Here is a 20,759-nt window from a genome sequence, read left to right as displayed (position 1 = left end):
CGCATAGTGCGGCTGGACCGGTCCTACTATGATTGGGCGCAGGGGATAAGTCCCGCAGCTTTCGCCAGCGATGGCACAGCACCGCTTCGACGATGAGGATTGACGTGTCTAACACCGCCAAATCAGCCCAGTATTCAACGCTTTCGCGCGCCCTCGCCGTCGGCGACGATGAGCCGGACCGCAACCTTGCGCTGGAACTGGTGCGCGTGACCGAAGCAGCAGCCATTGCCGGCGGCCACTGGGTCGGCTACGGGGACAAGCTCAAGGCCGACGGCGCGGCGGTGGACGCCATGCGCTCCCTGCTCTCCACCGTCCACTTCAACGGTGTGGTGGTCATTGGTGAGGGCGAGAAGGACGAAGCCCCGATGCTGTTCAACGGCGAGCGGGTCGGCGACGGCAGCGGACCCGAGTGCGACGTCGCCGTCGACCCGATCGACGGGACCCGGCTGACGGCCCTCGGCATCAACAATGCGATCGCCGTGCTGGCCGTCGCCGAGCGCGGCACCATGTTCGACCCCTCAGCGGTGTTCTACATGGAGAAGCTGGTCACCGGGCCCGAGGCCGCCGACATGGTGGACCTGCGCCTGCCCGTCAAGCAGAACCTGCACCTGATCGCTAAAGCGAAGGGCAAGTCGGTCAACCAGGTCACCGTCATGATCCTGGACCGCGACCGGCACCGCCCGCTGGTCGACGAGATCCGCGCCGCTGGCGCACGCACCAAGTTCATCATGGACGGAGACGTGGCCGGGGCCATCGCCGCAGCCCGTGAAGGTACCGATGTCGACGCCCTGATGGGAATCGGTGGCACCCCCGAGGGGATCGTGGCTGCCTGCGCCATCAAGTCGCTCGGCGGCGTCATCCAGGGCCGCCTCTGGCCCACCAGCGACGAGGAGAAGCAGAAGGCTCTCGACGCCGGCCACGACCTCGACCGCGTGATGTCCACCTCCGACCTCGTGACCAGCGACAACTGCTACTTCGCGGCGACCGGCATCACCGACGGCGACCTGGTGCGCGGCGTGCGCTACAACAAGGGCAAGGTCCTTACCCAGTCCATCGTGATGCGGTCCAAGTCCGGAACGATCCGCGTGGTCGACGGCGAGCACCAAGCGCACAAGTGGGAAAGCTACGCACGTCTGAAGTAGGACTGGTCAAGGAGGGCCATCGGGTGGCCGTCTGAAGGGGACTGCGACGAAGCCACCTGCGGGACTGCCCCGTGATCGGCGCTAGGGTTGAGGGCATGACCCTTTCTGTTGTGCAGTGCACCGACGAGTCCCGGTGGGACGCCTCAGTCAACGCCTTGCTTGGGCACCCCCAGCAGCTCTGGGGCTGGGGCCAGACCAAGGCCAGCCACGGCTGGAGTGTTGACCGTGTCCTGGTGCAGGACGGCGGCGAACTCGTGGGATCAGCCCAGCTGCTGCTCCGGAAGCTGCCGCTGCCGTTCCGCGCGCTCGCCTACTGCCCGCGCGGACCGCAGACCCTCCCTGGACGGGAAGCCGAGGTGCTGGCAGCACTTGAGGTGTACACCCGCCGCGCCCACCGGCCGGTGGCCCTGTGCATCGAGCCCGACTGGGAGGCCGACGCCGCCCCGGCCCGGGCCCTCGCCGCAGCAGGCTGGCGCAGCACCGAGAGCACCATCCTGATTGGGCGCACCCTGATTCTCGACCTCACCCTCAGCGAGGACGAGCTGCTGGCCGCGATGAGCAAGAAGCACCGGCAGTACATCAGGAAGTCCGGGCGGGAGGACCTGCAGTACCGGGAAGTGACCCGCGCGGAGCTGCCGAAGTGTCTTGCGGTGTACCGGGAGACCGCTGACCGTGCCGGGTTCGGCATCCACGAGGACCGCTACTACCTGGACATCTTCGACAACCTGGGCAGCGCGTCGCCCGTCTATGCGGCGTTCCAGGGTGACGAGGTAGTGGCCTTCCTCTGGCTGTCGGTGAGCGAGAACACGGTGTTCGAACTGTACGGCGGGATGACCGCAGCGGGTGAGCACCTCCGCGCCAACTACGCGTTGAAGTGGCTGGCTATCCAGTCGATGAAGGAGCGCGGCGCGGTGCGCTACGACTTCAACGGGCTCCTGAACGACGGTGTCTCCAAGTTCAAGATGGGTTGGGCCAAGCACGAGAACCAGCTCGCCGGAACGTGGGACAAACCCCTCTCACCGCTCTACCCGGTGTACTCCCGGGCGATGCCGCTTGCCCGCGACGGGATACGCTTCGCCCAGTCCACCGCGGCCAGGGTCAAGCCAGCGCTGAAGTCAGCAATCCCTCGGCTAAAATCCACAATCCGGGGCCGGTCCCAGACGAGTTGATCTAACGGTCAGCTGGCGCTGACCTGTCCACTGGCGACCGTCCACCGGCTATCCAACCGCACGTTCTCCAGCAGCCGGCGATCGTGGGAAACCAGGAGCAGCGCGCCGTCGTAGTGTTCCAGCGCCTCCTCCAGCTGTTCGATGGCCGGTAGGTCCAGGTGGTTGGTCGGTTCGTCCAGCACCAGCAGGTTCACCCCGCGGGACTGGAGCAGTGCCAGCGCCGCCCGGGTGCGTTCACCGGGGGACAGGCTGCCCACGGTGCCGCCGACCTGGTCGGCCTTGAGCCCAAACTTCGCGAGTAGGGTCCTGACCTCGGCCCGGTTCAGGCTGGGAACCAGTGCCTCGAAGGCATCGCCGAGTTTCTCGGTCTCCGCAAACACGCCGCGCGCCTGGTCGATCTCGCCGACGGCGACACTCGCTCCCAGCGCCGCCCCGCCGTCGTCGGGCGCCAGCTGGCCCAGCAGCAACCCGAGGAGGGTTGATTTCCCGGCGCCGTTGGGGCCGGTGATGCCAATCCGGTCGCCGGCGTTGACCTGCAGGGATACCGGTCCGAGGGTGAACCCGCCGCGGCGGACCACCGCGGCGTTCAGGGTCGCCACCACGGAGCTGGAGCGGGGGGCCTCACCGATGCTGAACTGCAACTGCCACTCCTTGCGCGGTTCCGCTACCTCATCGAGGCGGGAAATCCGCGACTCCATCTGCCTGACCTTCTGGGCCTGCTTCTCCGAGGACTCCATGGACGCCCGGCGCCGGATCTTGTCATTGTCCGGACTCTTCTTCATCGCGTTCCGGACGCCCTGGGAACTCCATTCCCGCTGGGTGCGGGCGCGGAAGACCAGATCGGCCTTCTTGTCGGCGAACTCCTCGTACGCTTCCCGCGCGTGGCGCTTCGCCACAGCCCGTTCCTCGAGGAACGCGTCGTAGCCGCCGTCGTACACGGCGACGCTGCGCTGCGCGAGGTCCAGTTCCACCACTGCGGTGATGCAGCGTGCCAGGAACTCGCGGTCGTGGGAGACCAGGACGACGCCGCCCCGCAGGCCCCTCACAAACTCCTCCAGACGGGCCAGGCCCGCCAGGTCGAGATCGTTGGTGGGTTCATCCAGGAGGACGATGTCGAACCGACTGAGCAGCAGTGCTGCCAGCGCCACGCGGGCGGCCTGTCCGCCGGAGAGGCCGGTCATCGGGGTGTCCACGGCCAGGGTCAGGCCCAGCTCCGCGAGGACGGCTGGGATGCGTTCGGTGAGGTCGGCCGCGCCGCACGCCATCCAGCGGTCCAGGGCGGTTCCGTAGGCGTCGTTCGCTGCCGTGGTGCCGGAGGCCAACGCGTCGGCGGCCGCCTCCATGGCCGCGGTCGCCGCCGTCGTTCCGGTGCGGCGTCCCAGATAACCCTCGATGGTTTCGCCGGGGAGCCGGTCCTGTTCCTGGGGCAGCCACCCCACGAAAGCGTCGGTGGGGGTGGTGGTAACCGTGCCGCCCAGTGGGGTGTCCACTCCGGCGAGGAGCCTGAGCAGCGTGGATTTGCCGGCGCCGTTCGCCCCGACCACGCCAATGACGTCGCCGGGCGCGACCGTTAGATTGAGGCCGGAGAAGAGGGTGCGGTGGGCGTGGCCTCCGGAGAGGTCCTTCGCCACGAGGGAAGCAGTCACCCGTCTATCTTAGGGAAATCCGGCCGACACCCCCGACCATTGGTGGTCATTGGCCTGCCTTCCCGGCACTTCTGTGGGGCGGCAGCAGGGGCAGGGTCAGCCGGGGAGGGTGACGGCGAAGGCCAGGGCGCCGTCGTCGTCGTTGTCGGTGTCCGGGCCGGTCCCGGAGGCGAGCTTCACCATGACGGGGGCCTCGTTGGCCGGGACGAAGGCGCTTGATCCGCGGGGGAGCAGGAGATCGCCCCGGGGTGAGTCCAGGACGATGCTCCCGGAGACGGCGAGGACCAGCACGGGCCCGTTCTGGGCCAGCGGCACGTCGGAGGAGGCCATCGAATCGGATCCGGTGCGCAGGTCGAGGCGTTGCAGGGCGAACTCTTCGAAGGGCGGGCAGTACACCTCCTGGCCGAGCGGGGTGTGGCGGACCTCGACGGCGGGTACTTTAACCGTTTCGAACCGGACGGTGCGCAGCAGTTCGGGGACGTCGACGTGCTTGGGGGTGAGACCGCCGCGCAGGACATTGTCCGATGCCGCCATCACTTCAATCCCGAGGCCGCTCAGGTAGGCGTGGACGTTCCCGGCAGGCAGGTAAATGGCCTGGCCGGGTTTCAGGGACACCCGGTTCAGGAGCAGGGAGACCAGCACCCCGGGGTCGGTGGGGTAGTGAGCGGCGAGGTCCCTGACCGTCGCGGCGTCCTTCCCGGGCGCCTCGGCGAGGGCTGCGGTGACGGCCTCGACCGCCTGCGGGGTGCCGTCGTCGGTGAGGAGGCGGGTGAAGGCGCCGCGTAGTGCTTCACCCTGATCCGGGTGGCGGAGGTCGCTGACGACGTCGGCCAGCAGCGCGGGGACGTTCGCCCCGGTGTCCTCGATCACGCTGACCAGGTGCTCAAACACGCCGGCAGCCTCCGACGCCGGGCGGAACCCGCACAGCGCCTCGAAGGGGGTGAGGGCGAGAAGCATTTCGGGTTTGTGGAACCCGTCCCGGTAGCTGCGGTGGGGGGCGTCGGCCGGAACGCCTGCTGCGTTTTCGGCCTCAAACCCTGCTGTAGCCTGCTCACTGCTGGGGTGGACCTGGAGCGAGAGCGGCGCCGCAGCGGCGAGCACCTTCAGCAGGAACGGGAGCCGGTCGCCGAAGTGCTCACGGGTAGCTGCACCCAGGGCGCGCTCCGGGTCTGCGGCGATCAGGTGGTCAAGATCCTCCTGCGTGCCATCCTCGAGCAAGACGCGCGACGGCGAATCCGGGTGGGCGCCGATCCACAGCTCCGCTTCCGGTCCACCTGTCGGAACCCGTCCGAGCAGCTCGGCGATTGCCGTTTCGGATCCCCAGGCGTAGGGCCGCATGGTGTTCTCCAGCAGGTACATGGGTCTCGTTTCGTTAGGCGGGGCTGCATTCCCCATTGTTGTCCAGCAGGGTGCTGAGGGTGGGAATGTCACCGTTGATGGCCAGTTGCTGCAGGTATTCCTCGGTGATCTCGGGCTCCGTAAGCTGTGCGGGAACCGTGTCCGGCAGCTGGGTGGACTGGAAGACGGCTGCCACGTCCGGCGCGTCGGACGTGCCAGGCACCGGCAAGTCGGCGGCGGAGGCCGAAACGTCCTCGGCGAGGGTCTCCTGGACCCGGGAGTGAATCTCCTCGAAGACAGGGTAGGTGACGAAGTTGTCGGCAGCTGTACCGAAGTCGGGTGGGCCGATGGTGAGGCGCCGGGTTTCGTGGTCCTTGGCTTTCAGTGCCAGGTCAACAAAGCTTCCCAACTGGTCCAGGGCAATGTCCGTTTCGACGATCTCGGCCCCGGCACTGGCCAGGTCCTCAAACCGGGTCAGCACTGTTGCTGGATCCAGTTGGGCGATCATCGCCTGCTGCACGCACTGCTGTCGGGCGATCCGGTGATAGTCGGTGACGAACTCCCGTGACCTGGCGTACCAGAGAGCCTGGTACCCGTCGAGGGTCTGAACCCCCGGGGCGATCCACCCTGAGGGAGGGTAGTGCCGGATCGGGTCGGTGCCAGGAATCTCGGCGGACGTAATAGGAACCCAGCCGCCAGCGTCGATGGTGATGCCGCCCATGGCGTCGATCACCTGGGAGAAGCCCTCCATGTCCACCAGAATGTAGGCCTGGACCTCGATGCCGAGAACCCCACCTGCCGCGTCCATCATGGCTTCCGCGCCGGGGTCGGCGGAATCGGGATACAGGTCGGGGTAGTCCTGGGCGACCACCGGGTAGAGGCTGTTGATGATGCACTCATCCCCGCAGTTGTACCCGTCCGGATAGATCTCCCAGAGCGGGGAATCCTCGGTGAACGGGGCGTTCTGCAGGTTGCGGGGAATGCTGAAGGTGACGGCGGCACCGGTGGACGCGTCCACGCTGATCACCGAGATGCTGTCCGGCCGGCGGCCGGTGCGGTCCTCACCGGCGTCGCCGCCCATCAGCAGGAAGTTGTAGCGGCCATCCACCGGGTCGAACGCGGGACCAGCCTGGAAGATCGAGCCGAAGGTACCGCGGCTGACGTTGAGCAGGTAGGCACCGTAGGCGAGGGAGCCGCTGGTGACCACCATCAGGGCCACCAGCGATCCGGCCACCAGCGGGCGCATAGACCGCTCCAGCAGGGGAGGCCTGATGATCCGCAGCGTGTTCAGGAACAGAATCGCCCAGGACACGGCCAGTGCGAGCAGCACGATGATCAACACGAGCGACCACCACTGGTGGGTCACCACGCTCACCAGAGCGGTGCGGTTGGTTGCGGCGACGATGATCGCTGCCGCCACGGCCAGCCAGACAAAGAAGGTCACCACCAGTGCCCGCCGGCCCAGGGCGCGGTTCCCGGCGACGATCTGCGCGGAGCCAGGCAACACCAGGGTCAACAGGAGCAGGACGAAGGCGCGTTTGGTGCGGACCCTGGGCGGGGCGGACTGGGGGTAGCGGACCGGGTCGGTCAACTGCCAGTGGCCCTCGGTGCCGGGGTGCTGGCTCATACGCCGCTGCCTTCCGGGGCGGCTGCCCGGGCGCGGAGCGCGGTGCCTTTGTCGACGGCGGTCTGCCGCAGATCGGCAGCGAAGGTGATGAGCTCGCCGCGGAGGCGATCGGCCAGGGTCCCTTCGCCTGCGGCGAGGATCCGCACGGCGAGGAGCCCGGCGTTGCGGGCGCCGCCGATCGACACCGTAGCTACCGGAACCCCCGCGGGCATCTGGACGATCGAGAGCAGCGAATCCATTCCGTCAAGAAACTTCAATGGCACCGGGACGCCGATCACTGGCAGGGGGGTGACCGACGCCAGCATCCCCGGCAGGTGGGCGGCGCCGCCAGCACCAGCGATGATGACCCGGATGCCACGGTCATGGGCGTCCTGCCCGTACGCGATCATTTCAATGGGCATCCGGTGCGCGGACACCACGTCCACCTCATAGGGCACCGAGAATTCGGTCAGGGCCTGCGCGGCGGCCTCCATGACGGGCCAGTCCGAATCGGAGCCCATTACCAGGCCCACTAGAGGGTTGTTCACGTGTTTTCCTTCCGGATGTCTGGACCGTCCAGCCCGTCCCTGAGGATAGCTGCGGTCCGCTCCGCCCGGTCCCGGACGGTGGAGAGGCTTTCGCCGGCCAGTGCCACGGCATTGACGTGGCCAATCTTGCGACCCGGCCGGACGTCCTTGCCGTAGGTGTGGATCTTCACGGCGGGTTCGGCCGCCAGTGCCACAGGATAGGCACTAAAGAGGTCAACGTTGCTGCCGCCCAGAAAGTTCTTCATCACTGTCACCCCGCCGAGCGTCGCGGTGCTTCCCAGTGGCAGGTCCAGGACTGCCCGAAGGTGCTGCTCGAACTGGCCGGTGACCGCACCGTCCATCGTCCAGTGGCCCGAGTTGTGGGGCCGCATGGCCAGTTCATTCACCATGAACCCTGCCTCGGTCCCGGGGGTCTGGAACAGTTCGACGGCCATCACTCCGGTCACCCCCAGCTCATCGGCAATGCGCAGTGCTGCGGCACCGATCGCCGTCGCAAGGTCAGCGGGAAGATCGGCTGCGGGCGCGATGACCTCGTCGCAGACGCCGTTCACCTGAATGGAGTGCACCACCGGCCAGGCCAGGGATGAACCCGACGGGGTCCGCGCCACCAGGGCTGAGAGTTCGCGGCTGAAGTCCACTTTCGCTTCGGCGAGCAGGGCGCCTCCCGTGAACCAGGAGGCTGCACGGGAGGTGTCGGAAGGAGAGTCAAGGATCATGACGCCCTTGCCGTCGTAGCCGCCACGCGGGGTCTTCAGGACCACCGGCCAGCCGATCCGGTCGCCGAACGCGCACAGCTCCGTCACCGAAGACACCTCGTCCCACTCCGGGTTGGGCAGCCCCAGGCGGTCGATGGCGCGGCGCATCACGATCTTGTCCTGCGCATGGGCGAGGGCTGACGACGGCGGCTGCACGTTCACGCCGTCGGCCTCCAGCGCGCGGAGCAGGTCCCCGGGGACGTGCTCGTGGTCGAAGGTCAGCACATCCACCCCGGCTGCGAACGCACGCAGCTGCTCGAGGTTGCGGTAGTCGCCCACCGTGGAGGAGGCGACGGCAGCCACCGCCGACACGTCGGGGCCTTCGGCCAGGACGCGCAGGGTGAAGCCGAGCTGGACTGCGGCAGGGGCCATCATGCGCGCCAGTTGGCCGCCGCCAACCACGCCGATTACAGGAAAAGTCACGTACTCAGGGTACCCACTGCCGGGCGCGGTACTGGCATGCAGGGCCCAGGTGGGGTGGGTTTCTAGGAAACTCCCAACCTTGGCAGCTAAAATGATTCATTGGCCGTTGTGCATGCAGCATGGTGGTAGCACCCCCCACGATTGCACGTCCGCGATCATGGGGTAACCAGCATGCAACCGGACCGCGGAGGGTCATGTTTTCCACAGTGGCAGAGCGCATCAGGGGCCTCGCATCCCTGTTTTGGCGAGAGGTTGCCAAGTTTGGCGCAGTCGGCGGAGTCGCCTTCATCATCGACAACGGCCTCTTCTGGTACCTCATCCACGGCCCGATGTCCGACAGCGAGGTCAAGGCCCGCTTCGTGTCAGCGTCGGTGGCCACAGTGTTTGCCTGGATCGCCAACCGCTACTGGACTTTCCGGCACCGCCGGCAACCGAACCCGGCGCGCGAACTGACCATGTTCGTGTTCATCAACCTGATCGGCATGGGGATCGCTGCCGGGTGCGTGTGGATCGCCAAGTACCCGATGGACATCACTGATCGCCCGACCCTGTTCTTCGCCGGCATCGTGGGAACGGTCCTCGCCACTGTCCTCCGGTTCGTCGCCTACCGCTTCTGGGTGTTCAACGTGGAACTCGACGAGGATCCGGCGTTCAGCCACGACCGGGAGCTGTTCGGGCACCCCGACGACAGGGCCGAGGAAGGCCCGGTGAATGCGCCGGCTGGCGCCGCACCGGGACCGGGAATTGTCGACAACCTGGATGCTGGGCCGCGCGAACCTACGCTCCCACGCGATCAGTGACCCGTTCGCTGGCCACCAGGTCAGCGGAAAGCTCCACACTGGCGTGTGCCACGATCAGGGTGCCGCCGGTGGTCCAGCAGTGCACCGCCGCAGCGAGGGTTGTCTCAAGGGGCAGGTCGGCAGGGACCAGGAGCACCCCGCCCGGCGTCCAGCCGCAGGCCGCAGCCCGGTCGAACAGCACCGGCATGCTCAACCCGCCATCTGCCAGCTCCATGGCGGTCTGACCCTCGATCGCTGGGGGAAGGTCGAGGAACTCGTCGCCGTAGCCCCGCACCTCCGCCGCATAGTCAACGGCACCGGCAGGGATGGTTCCGGGATATTTCAGGTCGAGGGCGCCCAGCGCCACCAGCACCAGCAGCTGGGAGGGAGAGTTCACCGCCGCCGTGTCGTCAGAGCTGACCACGATGTCCGCGGCGGTGTCGGCTGTCACCGCGCTGGCGACGGGGACCGCCCCTACCTGCCAGCAGGCCAGGGCCCATACCAGCGTCTTCCAGTGGCCGGGCAGCAAGAGGTTAACCCGCGTCCCGGGTACGGCGTCCAGTTCCTCGACCAGCAGGTTGGAGGTCTTGGCCACCCAGTTGTCCAGCACCCGTCCGGAGAGCTCGATCCGCTCACTGTTGGGGCCGTACCAGATCAGCCGGGGAGCCGAGGGATTGACCGTGCGGAGCTGGTGCATGAGGTGGGGGACTGCCGTTGATGCTGCCATGACCGGTTGACGCCTTCCTGGTGCCTGGTTGCGAATTCTTTTTTTGGCCGGGAATCCGCCGGCTGCGGATTTGCCAGTGTCACAGGGGACACGCCGCAGGGGAAGTGACAAACTCTCAGCGTGGCGTGAACGGGTTCCTGGGAAATAACTCTATAAGATTCCCCCCGGCGCTTGACTGAACACGTATTACACGCGTGTAATTAGGTATCGGAAAGTTCCAGCACATCGGATACTTGGGCCGCACAGTCTCTCGCAAACACCTTTTGCTCAGTAGTCGTGCCTGAATCCACCACAGTAGCTGCTGGAACGGCAACACCGGGAGGGCTGACATGGGACAGGCAGAGAAGGTCCACGACCGTACGACCATTGAGGCACAGGCTTCGGCGCGCTACGGCTCACGTGGCGTCCCCAGCGACTGGTTTGTCGATCCGGCAGACCCCGAGGCAGCCGAGCGGTACCGGCAGAGCACCGCCAGTTCACTCGAGGACCAGGCGACCGCCTTCCTCACCGCTCATGAGGACCTGACTGACCTCGATGACGAATCACCCTCGGCGCTCCTGGCGCCGCAGCGGCTCACCCCCGCCGAGGCCCCCGCACCGAGCCGACAGGCAGCCGAGCGCAGCGACCAGGCCGTCTGGATCGGTTTGCCGGGCATCGGGCAGGATTTCGACGACGAGGGGGAGTTGGGCTGGCAGGCTGATTCGCTGTGCGCACAGACCGACCCCGAAGCGTTCTTCCCCGAGAAGGGCGGGTCGACCCGCGACGCCAAGAAGGTCTGCGGTGCCTGCAACGTGCGCTCGCAGTGCCTCGAATACGCGCTGGCGAATGATGAGCGCTTCGGTATCTGGGGTGGGCTTTCCGAGCGCGAGCGCCGTCGGTTACGAAAGCGAGCGGTCTAATTCTGCAGCACCCCCGCGTCACGGCCGTTGTGGTCGCCCACAACGGTTCGGCATTTCTTTCGGCCACCCTCGCCGCTCTCGGAGCGCAGGAACACCCGGCCGACTTTGTGATTGGCGTCGACGCCGGGTCAACTGATGACTCGGCGTCCATTTTGCAGCTGGAACTGCCGGTCGGATCTCCGGTGGTGGGGGCGCCGTCCCGTGCTGGCTTTGGAGCGGCAGTGCGGGTGGGTCTCGCCGAACTGCCGGAACGCCGCCCGCCGGTTGAAGGATCGGAGTCCGCCCATGAATGGCTCTGGCTCCTTCACGATGATTCTGCCCCCGAGCCCCAGGCCCTGGAGGAATTGCTCCTGGCCGTCGAACGCGCCCCTTCGGTCACCGTCGCCGGCTCAAAGCAGGTGGAGTGGGGCAATCGGCGGAAACTGGTCGACGTCGGCCTGTCCATCAGCCGGTGGGCAGAACGGCTGACGCTGATCGACGTCGATGAACTCGACCAGGGCCAATACGACTCGCGAAGCGACGTGTTCGCCGTCAACTCCGCTGGCATGCTGATCCGGCGGGATGTCTGGGAGCTCCTGGAGGGGTTCGATCCCGCACTGCCCGGCACCGGCGACGACGTCGACTTCTGCTGGCGGAACCGGCTCGCCGGACATCGCGTCGTGGTGGTCCCCAGCGCAGTCATCCGTCATGCCAGCTCCCGCACCCATCCCACGGTCGCCCATCGTGCAGCCCGCAAGGCCGAGGTCTACCTGCGGCTGAAGCACTCCACCCTGTGGAAGGTTCCCTTCCTGGCGGTCGGGGCGGTCATTGGCGGATTCGGCCGGCTGGTCCTCGGACTACTGGCCAAGGACCCCGGCTACGGGTTCAGCCAACTCTTTGCCAGCGTTTCAGCGGTACTGCGACCAGTGGACCTGTTCCGATCCCGCCGCCGCGCCACGCGGACAAGGAAACTGCCGCGTAACACCGTCCGCGCACTCCGCACGTCCCGCCGCGAAGTCTGGTCCCACCGCCGGTCGGTGATCGACGCCTTCTCGGCGGAAGGGCACCTCAGCGAAGCCGCCATTGCCGACGAGCAGAGCGCCTATATTCCCTCCGGCGACGCCGCCGAAGACTTCAGCTCCCTTGCCGCACCATCGCGCACCTGGGTTGGCGTGGGTGCCATGGTGGCCACCGTAGTGCTAGCGGCCGTGTCCCTTGTAGGCCTCTACCGGCTCATCGGCGCACCAGCGCTGGCCGGGGGAGCCCTGCTGCCGGTCTCCGCTTCGATGGTGGATATCTGGAACAACGCGTCGAGCTGGTGGATCCCGTTGGCCTTCGGAATGGCCGGTCACGGCGACCCGTTCGGATACGTGCTGTGGCTGCTCGCCGCCCTGGGATTCGGCAACGGCAACGTCGTCCTGGTCACCCTGGTGCTGTTGGCCCTTCCCATGGCTGGATTGTCCGCCTGGTTCGCTGCCGGAGCCCTGACCTGGAGCCGGGGGCTGCGCGTGTGGGCCGCTTTCTTCTGGGCTGCCGTGCCGGCGCTCCAGGTGGCCGTGGGCAGTGGTCGCCTGGGTGCGCTGCTGGTGCATCTGTTGCTGCCGCTGGCGGGACTGGCACTGATTCGCGCCGTCGGCGGAGCGCGCGCACCGCAGCCGGGATCCCACCTCCACGCGCCCGGAGTGGCTCCGGCCGCGTCGAGCCCCTATGCGATCGCGTTTGACGACGACGACGCGTACGCCCGCCGCCGCCCGGTCGAAGTAATGCTGAAGCCGGGTATCAGCGGGGTACCCAGCTGGACTGCCGCTGCGACAGCCGGCCTGCTGCTGGCAGCAATCACGGCCGCCGCACCGTCGCTGCTCCCCCTGACCGTGGTGGGAGTCCTCACCGCTGCCGTCCTGCTCCGCCGCCGCGCCAAAACCCTGTGGTGGTCCCTGCTGCCCGCGCTGGCCCTCTTTGTCCCCTTCATCGCCTCGACCACCGACCAGCTGCGGGCCGTCCTGGCCGATCCCGGTGTCCCCGTCCCGTTTGAGGCTGCCGCGCTGTGGCAGCAGCTGCTCGGCTACCCGGTGGCCTTCGACCCGACGGCCGCACTCGCGGCCCTGCCCTTCCTGCCCGAGGGGCCGTGGGCGCTGGCCGCTGCCCTTCTGGTCGGCGGTCCAACCCTTCTGCTGGCTGCCGCGGCGCTGTTCCTGCCCGGCCGTGGCACTGCTGTGGCCCGTGGGCTCTGGGTTCTCGGTCTGGCTGCCCTGTTGCTCTCCACCGCCCTGTCCTTTGTCGCCGTCTCGGTGGGGTCCTCGGCACTGATCACTCCGTTTACCGGACCACTGGTCTCGGTGCTGATGCTGTCCATGGCGGGCGCGGCGCTCGTCGGAGCGGACAAGGCCCTCTCCGCGCACCAGACCGGGATCGCCCGCAAGGCACGTGCTGACGCCTCCGCGCCGCGCCGACGCACCGGTCCCGCCTTGGTAGCTGCCGCCGTAGTACTCGGAATCGGCCCGGCGGTCAGTCTTGGCCTCTGGGCTATCCCGACGCCCGTCGAGACCACCGCCGTCGCCCTGTCGGGCGACACCGCGTCGACCGATAGCCTGGCCACCGATAGCCTGACCAATGACAACCTCGAGCCGTCGGCGAACGCCGGCACCCGGTTCGGTGCTGACCTTCTCCTCGCGCCCAGTGCCGAGCGCACCCTTCCCGCGACGGCCGCCGACCGAGGGAACAGCGCCGAGCGCACCAAGTCCCTGGTGCTGAACGTTGACGGCAGCAACAACGTCAGCGCCGCCCTGATGCGCAGTGGCGGCACCACCCTTGACCAGCTCTCACAGATCTACTCGGCCCGTGGACTCTATGGTCCGCTGGGATCGGCTGAGGTGCGTGCTGACGATGAAGCAACTGCTGCGATCCGGAGCACCGTCGCCGTGATCGTGGCCGGCACCGGTTACGATCCCCGCCAGGAGCTGAGCCAGTTGGGTGTCGGATTCATTGTGCTGCAGCAGTCGGATACGGCTGCTGAAGTCCTCGCCGGACAGATTGACGCAGTGCCGGGCCTCGTCGCGGTCGGTAACACCAACTCGGGATGGTTGTGGCGGGTGGTACCCGGCACCGGTTCGGACGATGCTGTCACCACAGCTGACACCACCAGCCTGGAGAACACTGCCGGGGCGCGGGTGCGCATCATTGATGCCGAGGGAACCACTGTCGAGGTGGTTGACTCCGGACCTACCTCCGTCTCAACCATCATCCCCGCGGGCGATGACCAGCGGTCGCTCGTGCTGGCCGAACGCTCCGACGCCGGCTGGCGGGCCACCCTCGACGGCGTCGCCCTCACGCCGCGGACCACTGAATGGTCCCAGGAGTTCGAGTTGCCCGCCGACGGCGGCCGGCTGGAAGTCACCTATGTCACGGCGTGGGAACCCTGGGCAGGCATCGGGACTGCCGTCATCATCGGCCTCACCGTGCTGCTGGCCATCCCGATGCCGTCACGCCCCCGCTTCGTCAGGACGTATCCGGGCCGGCGCGGAACGCCAGCCACCGTGGTGCCGCAGCCAGCCGGGGCCGATGCCACCGCACCCGCCGACCAGCCCGCTGATTCGTCAGCCGAGCCGGCCCGATCGGCCGTCGCTGCTTCATCCACCGGGTCCGCCGGGGAGCGGCCAGCCAACGACACATCAATCCTCACCGCCCGGGGGCGGTCATGACCGAACCGGGTGCCCACCATGACCCTGACACTGCAGTGAACCGTCCTGTGACGGCTGACGCCGCAGACCCTGCGGCCGGTTCAGAGCCAGCCATTCGCCCTCGATCTGGCCGCCCTCGATCCGGCCGCTCTCGATCCGGGGGCTCCCGATCCGGGCGGCGACACCCGGGTGCGTTGCGCCGTGGAGCGGGGATCGGTGCCTCACTGATCCTGGTCGGAGCCTGTGGCGCCCTGGTGATCGGAATCTCCGGGCTGGAGCCCACCGGCGCCGCAGCCCAGTTCCCCATCCCCGTCGCCGAGGTGCCCGCGGGGGAGTACACCGGGGTCTGCCCGGGACCGCCGCGCCTGATCGCCAGCGACGCCGCCCTTGCCGACCCGGAGTTCAGCCCGGAGTCCGAGACGGCCCGCAGCGCGGTGAGCGCCCTGGTGCTCAGCAGCCTCGGGTCGGTCCTTCCCGGCAGCGACCTCACAGCACTCGGAGAGCAGGAACCGCTCGCGACCATCGCCAGCGGAGAGTCAGGCGAGTCCGGCGAGGACCCGGTCCCCGAAGCGGTCACCGATGAGAACGGGCTGACCAACCGGACGGCCGGGGTGCTCGCGGACCAGGCGGTCGACGGGGTGAGCGTCCTTTCAGTCCAACCCGTGGGCGACCTTCCGGCCACCGCCGGCGCGGTCCTGAGCTACCGCGCCACGGACGGCGACCTGGGTGGGCTCGCGCTGTCCCACTGCACCGCACCCCGCAGCGATTTCTGGATAGTCGGCGCGTCTACCACTGTGGGCGCCACCGCCGTCCTGAATCTGTCGAACCCGTCCGGAACCCCGGCAACCGTCGACCTTGAGCTCTACGGGTTAGCTGGGCCGGTTGAGGCCGGTGGCAGTAGAGGGTTGCTGATAGCGCCCGGAGCCACCGAGTCAATCGTGCTCGCAGGCCTGGCCGCGGGCCAGGACCAACTGGCGGTCCGCGTCCTCAGCGACGGCGGCCGGGTGACCGGACACATCCAGCAGAGCCTGCTGCGTGAGCTGACTCCCGGTGGTGTAGAGCTGCTGCAGGCTGCCGCGCCAGCTGCCAGCACCCAGGTGATTTCGGGGGTACGGATCCAGGACGAGGACATTGCCAATGAGATTACTGACCAGGACGGCTACGAAACTGCCGCACCCGGCCTGCAGGTAGTGGTGCCCGGCAGCACCGACGCCGTGGTGAACGTCAGGGTGTACGGTGCTGGCGGCGAAGTGGAACTTCCCGACGGCGGCGTCATCACCGCAACGGCGGGCGCGGTGACCAGCGTGGCCCTGGACAGTATCCCGGCTGGTGACTACACCGTCGAGGTCACAGCGGATGTGCTCATTTCAGCGGCAGCGCGCGTCAGCCGTGGCACCGGGGCTGAGGAGCCGGTCGACTTTGGGTTCGCGCCGTCGGGAGCACGGCTCGGTAGCACCCAGGTAGCGGTGTTCCCCGCGGGCTCCCGTGCCGCCCTGACCTTCGGTGCACCCACGGGCCGGTCGGAAGTGCAGCTCACTCCCGTCGCCGAGGACGGCACCCTGCTGGAGGAACAGACAGTCAGCGTCGCCGGCGGGACCACAGTTACGGTGACGGCAGCCGATCTCGGTGATGATGTGGTGGCCGTCCTGATCGCGGCCTCAGGTGACCCGGTGTACGGGGCGCAGGTGCACCAGATCGACAGTGAACCGGGCATCTCGGTGACGTCGCTTCCACCCGGTAGCGGCGGTCAGCCAAACGTGGCGGTAAACCTGGGGTACTGACTGGCAACCTGTCGCGCCGGTCAGGCCTTGGACCGCCCGTAGGCGGGGTCGACGGCTTCGGGCGTCATCCCCAACAGTTCGGCCGTCTGTTCAACCACCACATCGTGGACCAGTTCATTCGGCGCGATGAAGCCGCCGGCAGCGAGTTCAACGGGGTGGCGGTACACGATGATGGTGGGGGGCCGGTTCGCGGCTCCGGGAATCGACGTACCGAGCAGCCCGCGAAGCGACTGGGCGGTCATCGACTCAAGATTCGCTGGAATGTCCTGCACTACCATCTGCAAGTCGAGGATCCGCTCACCCCAGAGCCGTTCCAGCCGCTGGGCCGATTCCATCACCCACTCATCGAACCGTTCAGCCCTGCTGCGGGCGCCGGGGAGATGCGGCGGAATCAGCTGCCCGCGCAGGCCACGGCCATGCCGGTTACGGCGACGACGGCTGAAACCCGGACCTGACGGGCCCGGCCGCGCGGCGTCGTCAGGGTCGTTCAACCGTACCGAGAATGTAGAACTGTCCCGCATGTAATGACTGTAAACCCATTGGCCCCCAATGCAAGGGCCGGTGCCCGGACGGCGCGCGGGACCGCCCCAGATCCCCGCCGCGGATGGGGTTAGCCGGTAGGCTCAACAGTCGTGGGATCCCTTCGAACTTGTTCACGCTCAGCCTGCCAGCATGCCGCAGTCGCAACGCTGACCTTCGTGTATGCCGATTCCACCGCAGTGTTAGGCCCGCTGGCCACCTACGCGGAACCGCATTGTTACGATTTGTGCGCCACCCACGCCGAAACCCTCACCGTGCCACGTGGCTGGGAAGTCGTCAGGTTGGCGCTGCCCTCGGCCCGCGCCGAGCCCCACCCAGATGACCTGCTGGCACTCGTCGACGCTGTACGGGAAGCTGCCACCGATCGGAGTCCCGAGGCGGGTCCAGCCGTACGGGGCAACAAGGGCACGCTGGAACCACCCGCCAATGTCTCCGGCGTCCGGCGCGGTCACCTGCGGATCCTCCGGGAGCAGTAGCCCAGCGGTTCGGCCAGACCTGTGCCTCCCGCTGTCCCCGCGCGGGTTCGAGGGTCCACGTTATCCGCGCAACCCGCGCCCGCGATAGTCTTGAGCCATGAGCTCCATATCCCCTGATCTGCTCGCTGTGCTCCGCTGCCCCGTCACCGGCTCAACCCTGGTCCACGAGGGGGAGTTCCTTGTCTCCTCGGAGCCCGACAGCACAGGAAGCCCGGTGCGATTCAGCATCGACGAAGGCATCCCTGTGCTCCTCCGCCCCGAACTACTTGTGGCCGCGACCGCGGCTGGCTCCGACGAGCACGATGGGCCCCCAGCACACTAGTCCCTTCAGCAGCACCAACGAACAGGAATGCGCTAAACCATGACCTTCGATTTCAAAGTTGCCGACCTCTCCCTCGCCGAGGCGGGACGCCACCAGATCCGCCTGGCCGAGCATGAGATGCCCGGCCTGATGGCCCTGCGCCGCGAATTTGGTGCAAGCCAGCCCTTGAAGGGGGCCCGCATCGCAGGCTCCCTGCACATGACCGTGCAGACAGCGGTCCTGATCGAAACCCTCACCGCTCTCGGCGCCGAGGTGCGCTGGGCTTCGTGCAACATCTTCTCCACCCAGGATGAGGCTGCTGCCGCGATCGTCGTCGGCACCGGCACCGCCGAGGAGCCCGCCGGTGTCGCGGTGTTTGCCTGGAAGAACGAGACCCTTGAGGAATACTGGTGGACCACCACCCAGATCCTCAGCTGGCCCGGCGGAGCAGGCCACGGGCCGAACATGATCCTCGACGACGGCGGCGACGCGACCCTCCTGGTCCACAAGGGAGTGGAGTTCGAGGCGGCCGGAGAAGTTCCCGCGGGCCCGGCCGAGGACGACCTGGATTACTCCCACGAATTCTCAGTGGTGCTCGACGTGCTGCGCGGCACCCTGGCGGAGGATCCTGAGAAGTGGACCCGGATTGCGGCCGATATCAAGGGCGTCACCGAAGAAACCACCACTGGCGTCATGCGGCTGTACCAGCTGGCGCAGCAGGGCAAGCTGCTGTTCCCGGCCATCAACGTCAACGACTCCGTCACGAAGTCGAAGTTCGACAACAAGTACGGTATCCGCCACTCCCTCCCGGACGGCCTGAACCGCGCCACCGATGTGCTCATCGGCGGCAAGGTTGTCGTGGTGTGCGGCTACGGCGACGTCGGCAAGGGTGCCGCCGAGGCGCTGCGCGGCCAGGGCGGACGGGTGATCGTCACCGAGATCGACCCGATCTGCGCGCTGCAGGCGGCCATGGACGGCTATCAGGTGGCGAAGCTGGAGAGCGTCCTGGCGCAGGGTGACATCTTCATCACCACCACTGGCAACAAGGACGTCATCATGGCGCATCACATGGCGGGCATGAAACACCAGGCCATCGTGGGCAACATTGGGCACTTTGACAACGAGATCGACATCGCTGGCCTGGCCAAGATCCCCGGAATCCGCAAGGTGGAGATCAAGCCCCAGGTCCACGAGTGGGTGTTCGCCGCCGACGAGGCAGCAGGCACCGCCGAGCACTCGATCATCATGCTGTCCGAGGGTCGCCTGCTGAACCTGGGCAACGCCACCGGCCACCCGTCGTTCGTGATGAGCAACTCGTTCGCCAACCAGACGATCGCCCAGATCGAGCTCTACACCAAATGGATGCAGAACAATCTCGAAGGGACCCGCGAGTACGCGAACCAGGTCTACGTGCTCCCGAAGATTCTCGACGAGAAGGTGGCCCGGCTGCACCTCGACGCGATCGGGGTGGAGCTGACCGAGCTCACCAAGAGCCAGGCCGAATACCTGGATATCGACGCTTCCGGCCCCTACAAATCGGACCACTACCGGTACTAACCAGACCGCCCGACGTGGCTGCCACGTCGAAGTGAACTCCACCGGCCACCCCACAACGTAAAATCTGTTGTGGGGTGGCCGGTTTTTTAGAGGATGTGGGCAGATGATGGATAAGCAGCAGGGCACGGGCAAGAGCCGCAAGGGCTGGGTCATTGGCGGGGTTTCGGTGGCAGCCCTGCTGATCGCTGCGGCAGCGGCTGTAGCCGTGGCCCCCAACTGGGCGGGCACCGGCAACGATAGGCCAGCTGCCACGTCGACGACGACGGCCGCCGCACCTTCGCCGTCCCCGACGACGACTGCCTCAAGTTCCCCCGAACCGACCGTCGCAGCCGATCTCGCTTTCAACGCGCTTCCCGCGGACGGGGCGGAACAGGTGAACCCTGTGACCGCGCCGGAAATCCGGGCGGAGAATGGGGTCATCGAGAGTGTCACTCTACGGGCCGCTGGGGCCGAGCCGGTCGCCGGGACGCTCAGCGAGAACGACACCGTCTGGACCGCCACCGACCGCCTCGCGTTCGCGACCGCCTACGAGTTCGAGTTTGTGTTGGCTGACGCCAACGGGAACACGGTCACCGAGTCACAGCGCTTCAGTACCGTGATGCCAGCCAACGAGGCGGACGCGGCGATGTATCCGCGGGACGGTTCGACGGTCGGGACCGGGCAACCCATCGAGATCAACTTCAGCGAACCTGTCATCAACCGTGATGAGGTGGAGTCCGCCATCACCATCACCAGTACCAGCGGTCAGACCGGTGCCTTTTACTGGCTCAGCGACACCAAGGTGCGCTACCGGGCCGAAGAGTTCTGGGCTCCGAACAGCACGATCACCGTCGACATGGAACTGTTCGGGGTTGACTACGGCAACGAGATGATCGGGAACTTCGACGACCAGCTGGTGTTCAACACCCACAACACCCGGCTGGCCGTCGTCGACAATGAAACCAAGATGATGAACGTCTACATCGACGGGAATCTGACCGAGACCTTCCCCATCACCCTGGGAACCGAGGAGTGGCCATCGACCATCGGCTTCCACGTGGTGATGGAACAGTATGAGTCGACCAGGTTCACGGCCGAGTCCATTGGCCTGGAACCGGGCGACGAGGCCTATTACGAGCCCACCGTGGTGAACCATGCAAGCCGGATTTCCAACGGCGGGGCGTTCGTGCATGAGGCGTTGCCCGCGGCGCAGGTGGCGCTGGGCAACTTCAACGTCTCCCACGGCTGCATCGGAATGTCCCCTGAGGGGGCGAAGTACTTCTACGACACCTTCGGCCCGGGCGACGTAGTCGAGGTCCGCAATACCGGCTACGGTCCGATGTTCATCTGGGACGGCTTCGGGGACTGGAACACCCCGTGGAGCGAATACAGCAGCCAGCCCTAGTCAGCCCTCTTCGTCCAGCTGACAGCCGGCGC

17 protein-coding genes are annotated in these 20,759 nt (G+C 67.1%); 10 read left to right on the top strand and 7 right to left on the bottom strand.

Annotated features, from left to right (window positions below):
* The first annotated feature begins 92 nt into the window (after nucleotides 1–92).
* Both glpX and HMI58_RS04850 read left to right on the top strand, forming a co-directional pair.
* Entirely contained in the window at nucleotides 93–1,142 is a 1,050-nt protein-coding gene (gene glpX / locus HMI58_RS04855) for a class II fructose-bisphosphatase (protein WP_171586451.1), read from the top strand.
* A 95-nt stretch (nucleotides 1,143–1,237) separates the two neighbouring features.
* A complete protein-coding gene (locus HMI58_RS04850) occupies nucleotides 1,238–2,311 on the top strand; it encodes a peptidoglycan bridge formation glycyltransferase FemA/FemB family protein (RefSeq protein ID WP_171618337.1) in 1,074 nt (357 codons plus the stop codon).
* An 8-nt stretch (nucleotides 2,312–2,319) separates the two neighbouring features.
* Here the strand turns inward: HMI58_RS04850 and HMI58_RS04845 are convergent, their stop codons facing one another.
* From HMI58_RS04845 to HMI58_RS04825, 5 genes are all read right to left on the bottom strand, one after another.
* Entirely contained in the window at nucleotides 2,320–3,957 is a 1,638-nt protein-coding gene (locus HMI58_RS04845) for an ABC-F family ATP-binding cassette domain-containing protein (RefSeq protein ID WP_171618336.1), read from the bottom strand.
* 96 nt (nucleotides 3,958–4,053) lie between these two features.
* Entirely contained in the window at nucleotides 4,054–5,316 is a 1,263-nt protein-coding gene (gene manA, locus HMI58_RS04840; protein WP_171618378.1) for a mannose-6-phosphate isomerase, class I, read from the bottom strand.
* Nucleotides 5,317–5,329: 13 nt separating this feature from the next.
* A complete protein-coding gene (locus tag HMI58_RS04835; RefSeq protein ID WP_171618335.1) occupies nucleotides 5,330–6,922 on the bottom strand; it encodes an LCP family protein in 1,593 nt (530 codons plus the stop codon).
* Nucleotides 6,919–7,422 (bottom strand): 5-(carboxyamino)imidazole ribonucleotide mutase, encoded by a 504-nt coding sequence (gene purE / locus HMI58_RS04830; protein WP_171618377.1) that lies wholly within the window; start codon nucleotides 7,420–7,422, stop codon nucleotides 6,919–6,921. Before purE ends, HMI58_RS04835 begins: the two co-directional genes overlap by 4 nt.
* 23 nt (nucleotides 7,423–7,445) lie before the next feature.
* On the bottom strand, nucleotides 7,446–8,627 hold the full coding sequence (locus HMI58_RS04825) for a 5-(carboxyamino)imidazole ribonucleotide synthase (protein WP_171618333.1): 1,182 nt from the start codon (nucleotides 8,625–8,627) through the stop codon (nucleotides 7,446–7,448).
* Nucleotides 8,628–8,821: 194 nt separating this feature from the next.
* Between HMI58_RS04825 and HMI58_RS04820 the strand changes: the two genes are divergently transcribed.
* Nucleotides 8,822–9,427, top strand: coding sequence for a GtrA family protein (locus tag HMI58_RS04820; RefSeq protein WP_171586445.1), 606 nt, complete (start codon nucleotides 8,822–8,824; stop codon nucleotides 9,425–9,427).
* Here the strand turns inward: HMI58_RS04820 and HMI58_RS04815 are convergent.
* The gene (locus HMI58_RS04815; RefSeq protein ID WP_171586444.1) at nucleotides 9,405–10,133 is read right to left on the bottom strand and encodes a TIGR03089 family protein; all 729 of its coding nucleotides are present in this window, start codon (nucleotides 10,131–10,133) and stop codon (nucleotides 9,405–9,407) included. The genes HMI58_RS04820 and HMI58_RS04815 overlap by 23 nt on opposite strands.
* A 329-nt stretch (nucleotides 10,134–10,462) precedes the next feature.
* On the opposite strand from HMI58_RS04815, the gene HMI58_RS04810 reads away from it, so the two are divergent.
* The 3 genes from HMI58_RS04810 to HMI58_RS04800 all read left to right on the top strand — a co-directional run bounded on the left by HMI58_RS04810 (nucleotide 10,463) and on the right by HMI58_RS04800 (nucleotide 16,469).
* Entirely contained in the window at nucleotides 10,463–11,032 is a 570-nt protein-coding gene (locus HMI58_RS04810; RefSeq protein ID WP_171586443.1) for a WhiB family transcriptional regulator, read from the top strand.
* Nucleotides 10,978–14,709, top strand: coding sequence for a glycosyltransferase family 2 protein (locus HMI58_RS04805; RefSeq protein ID WP_345890613.1), 3,732 nt, complete (start codon nucleotides 10,978–10,980; stop codon nucleotides 14,707–14,709). The genes HMI58_RS04810 and HMI58_RS04805 overlap by 55 nt, the downstream gene beginning before the upstream one ends.
* Nucleotides 14,710–14,882: 173 nt before the next feature.
* Nucleotides 14,883–16,469 carry a DUF5719 family protein gene (locus HMI58_RS04800; RefSeq protein ID WP_205207909.1) on the top strand — a complete coding sequence of 529 codons (1,587 nt, stop codon included), beginning with the start codon at nucleotides 14,883–14,885 and terminating at the stop codon, nucleotides 16,467–16,469.
* 20 nt (nucleotides 16,470–16,489) lie between these two features.
* On the opposite strand, the gene HMI58_RS04795 is transcribed toward HMI58_RS04800, so the two are convergent.
* On the bottom strand, nucleotides 16,490–16,990 hold the full coding sequence (locus HMI58_RS04795) for a metallopeptidase family protein (protein WP_171586442.1): 501 nt from the start codon (nucleotides 16,988–16,990) through the stop codon (nucleotides 16,490–16,492).
* Nucleotides 16,991–17,101: 111 nt separating this feature from the next.
* Between HMI58_RS04795 and HMI58_RS04790 the strand changes: the two genes are divergently transcribed.
* The 4 genes from HMI58_RS04790 (at nucleotide 17,102) to HMI58_RS04775 (ending at nucleotide 20,727) form a co-directional block, all read left to right on the top strand.
* Nucleotides 17,102–17,485, top strand: a complete 384-nt coding sequence (locus tag HMI58_RS04790; protein WP_171586441.1) for a DUF3499 domain-containing protein — start codon at nucleotides 17,102–17,104, stop codon at nucleotides 17,483–17,485.
* Between the two features lie 97 nt (nucleotides 17,486–17,582).
* A complete protein-coding gene (locus tag HMI58_RS04785; protein ID WP_171618331.1) occupies nucleotides 17,583–17,807 on the top strand; it encodes a hypothetical protein in 225 nt (74 codons plus the stop codon).
* Nucleotides 17,808–17,846: 39 nt separating this feature from the next.
* Complete coding sequence (ahcY, locus tag HMI58_RS04780; protein WP_171618330.1) at nucleotides 17,847–19,343, top strand: adenosylhomocysteinase; 1,497 nt, start codon at nucleotides 17,847–17,849, stop codon at nucleotides 19,341–19,343.
* Nucleotides 19,344–19,446: 103 nt separating this feature from the next.
* A complete protein-coding gene (locus HMI58_RS04775; RefSeq protein ID WP_171618328.1) occupies nucleotides 19,447–20,727 on the top strand; it encodes an Ig-like domain-containing protein in 1,281 nt (426 codons plus the stop codon).
* The last annotated feature ends 32 nt before the right edge of the window (nucleotides 20,728–20,759 follow it).

The sequence above is a fragment of the Arthrobacter sp. 147(2020) genome (assembly GCF_013116715.1).
Classification (GTDB): domain Bacteria; phylum Actinomycetota; class Actinomycetes; order Actinomycetales; family Micrococcaceae; genus Arthrobacter_D.
The sequence above is the reverse complement of the archived record's forward strand: the minus strand, read 5'-3'. Positions and strand labels throughout refer to the sequence as shown.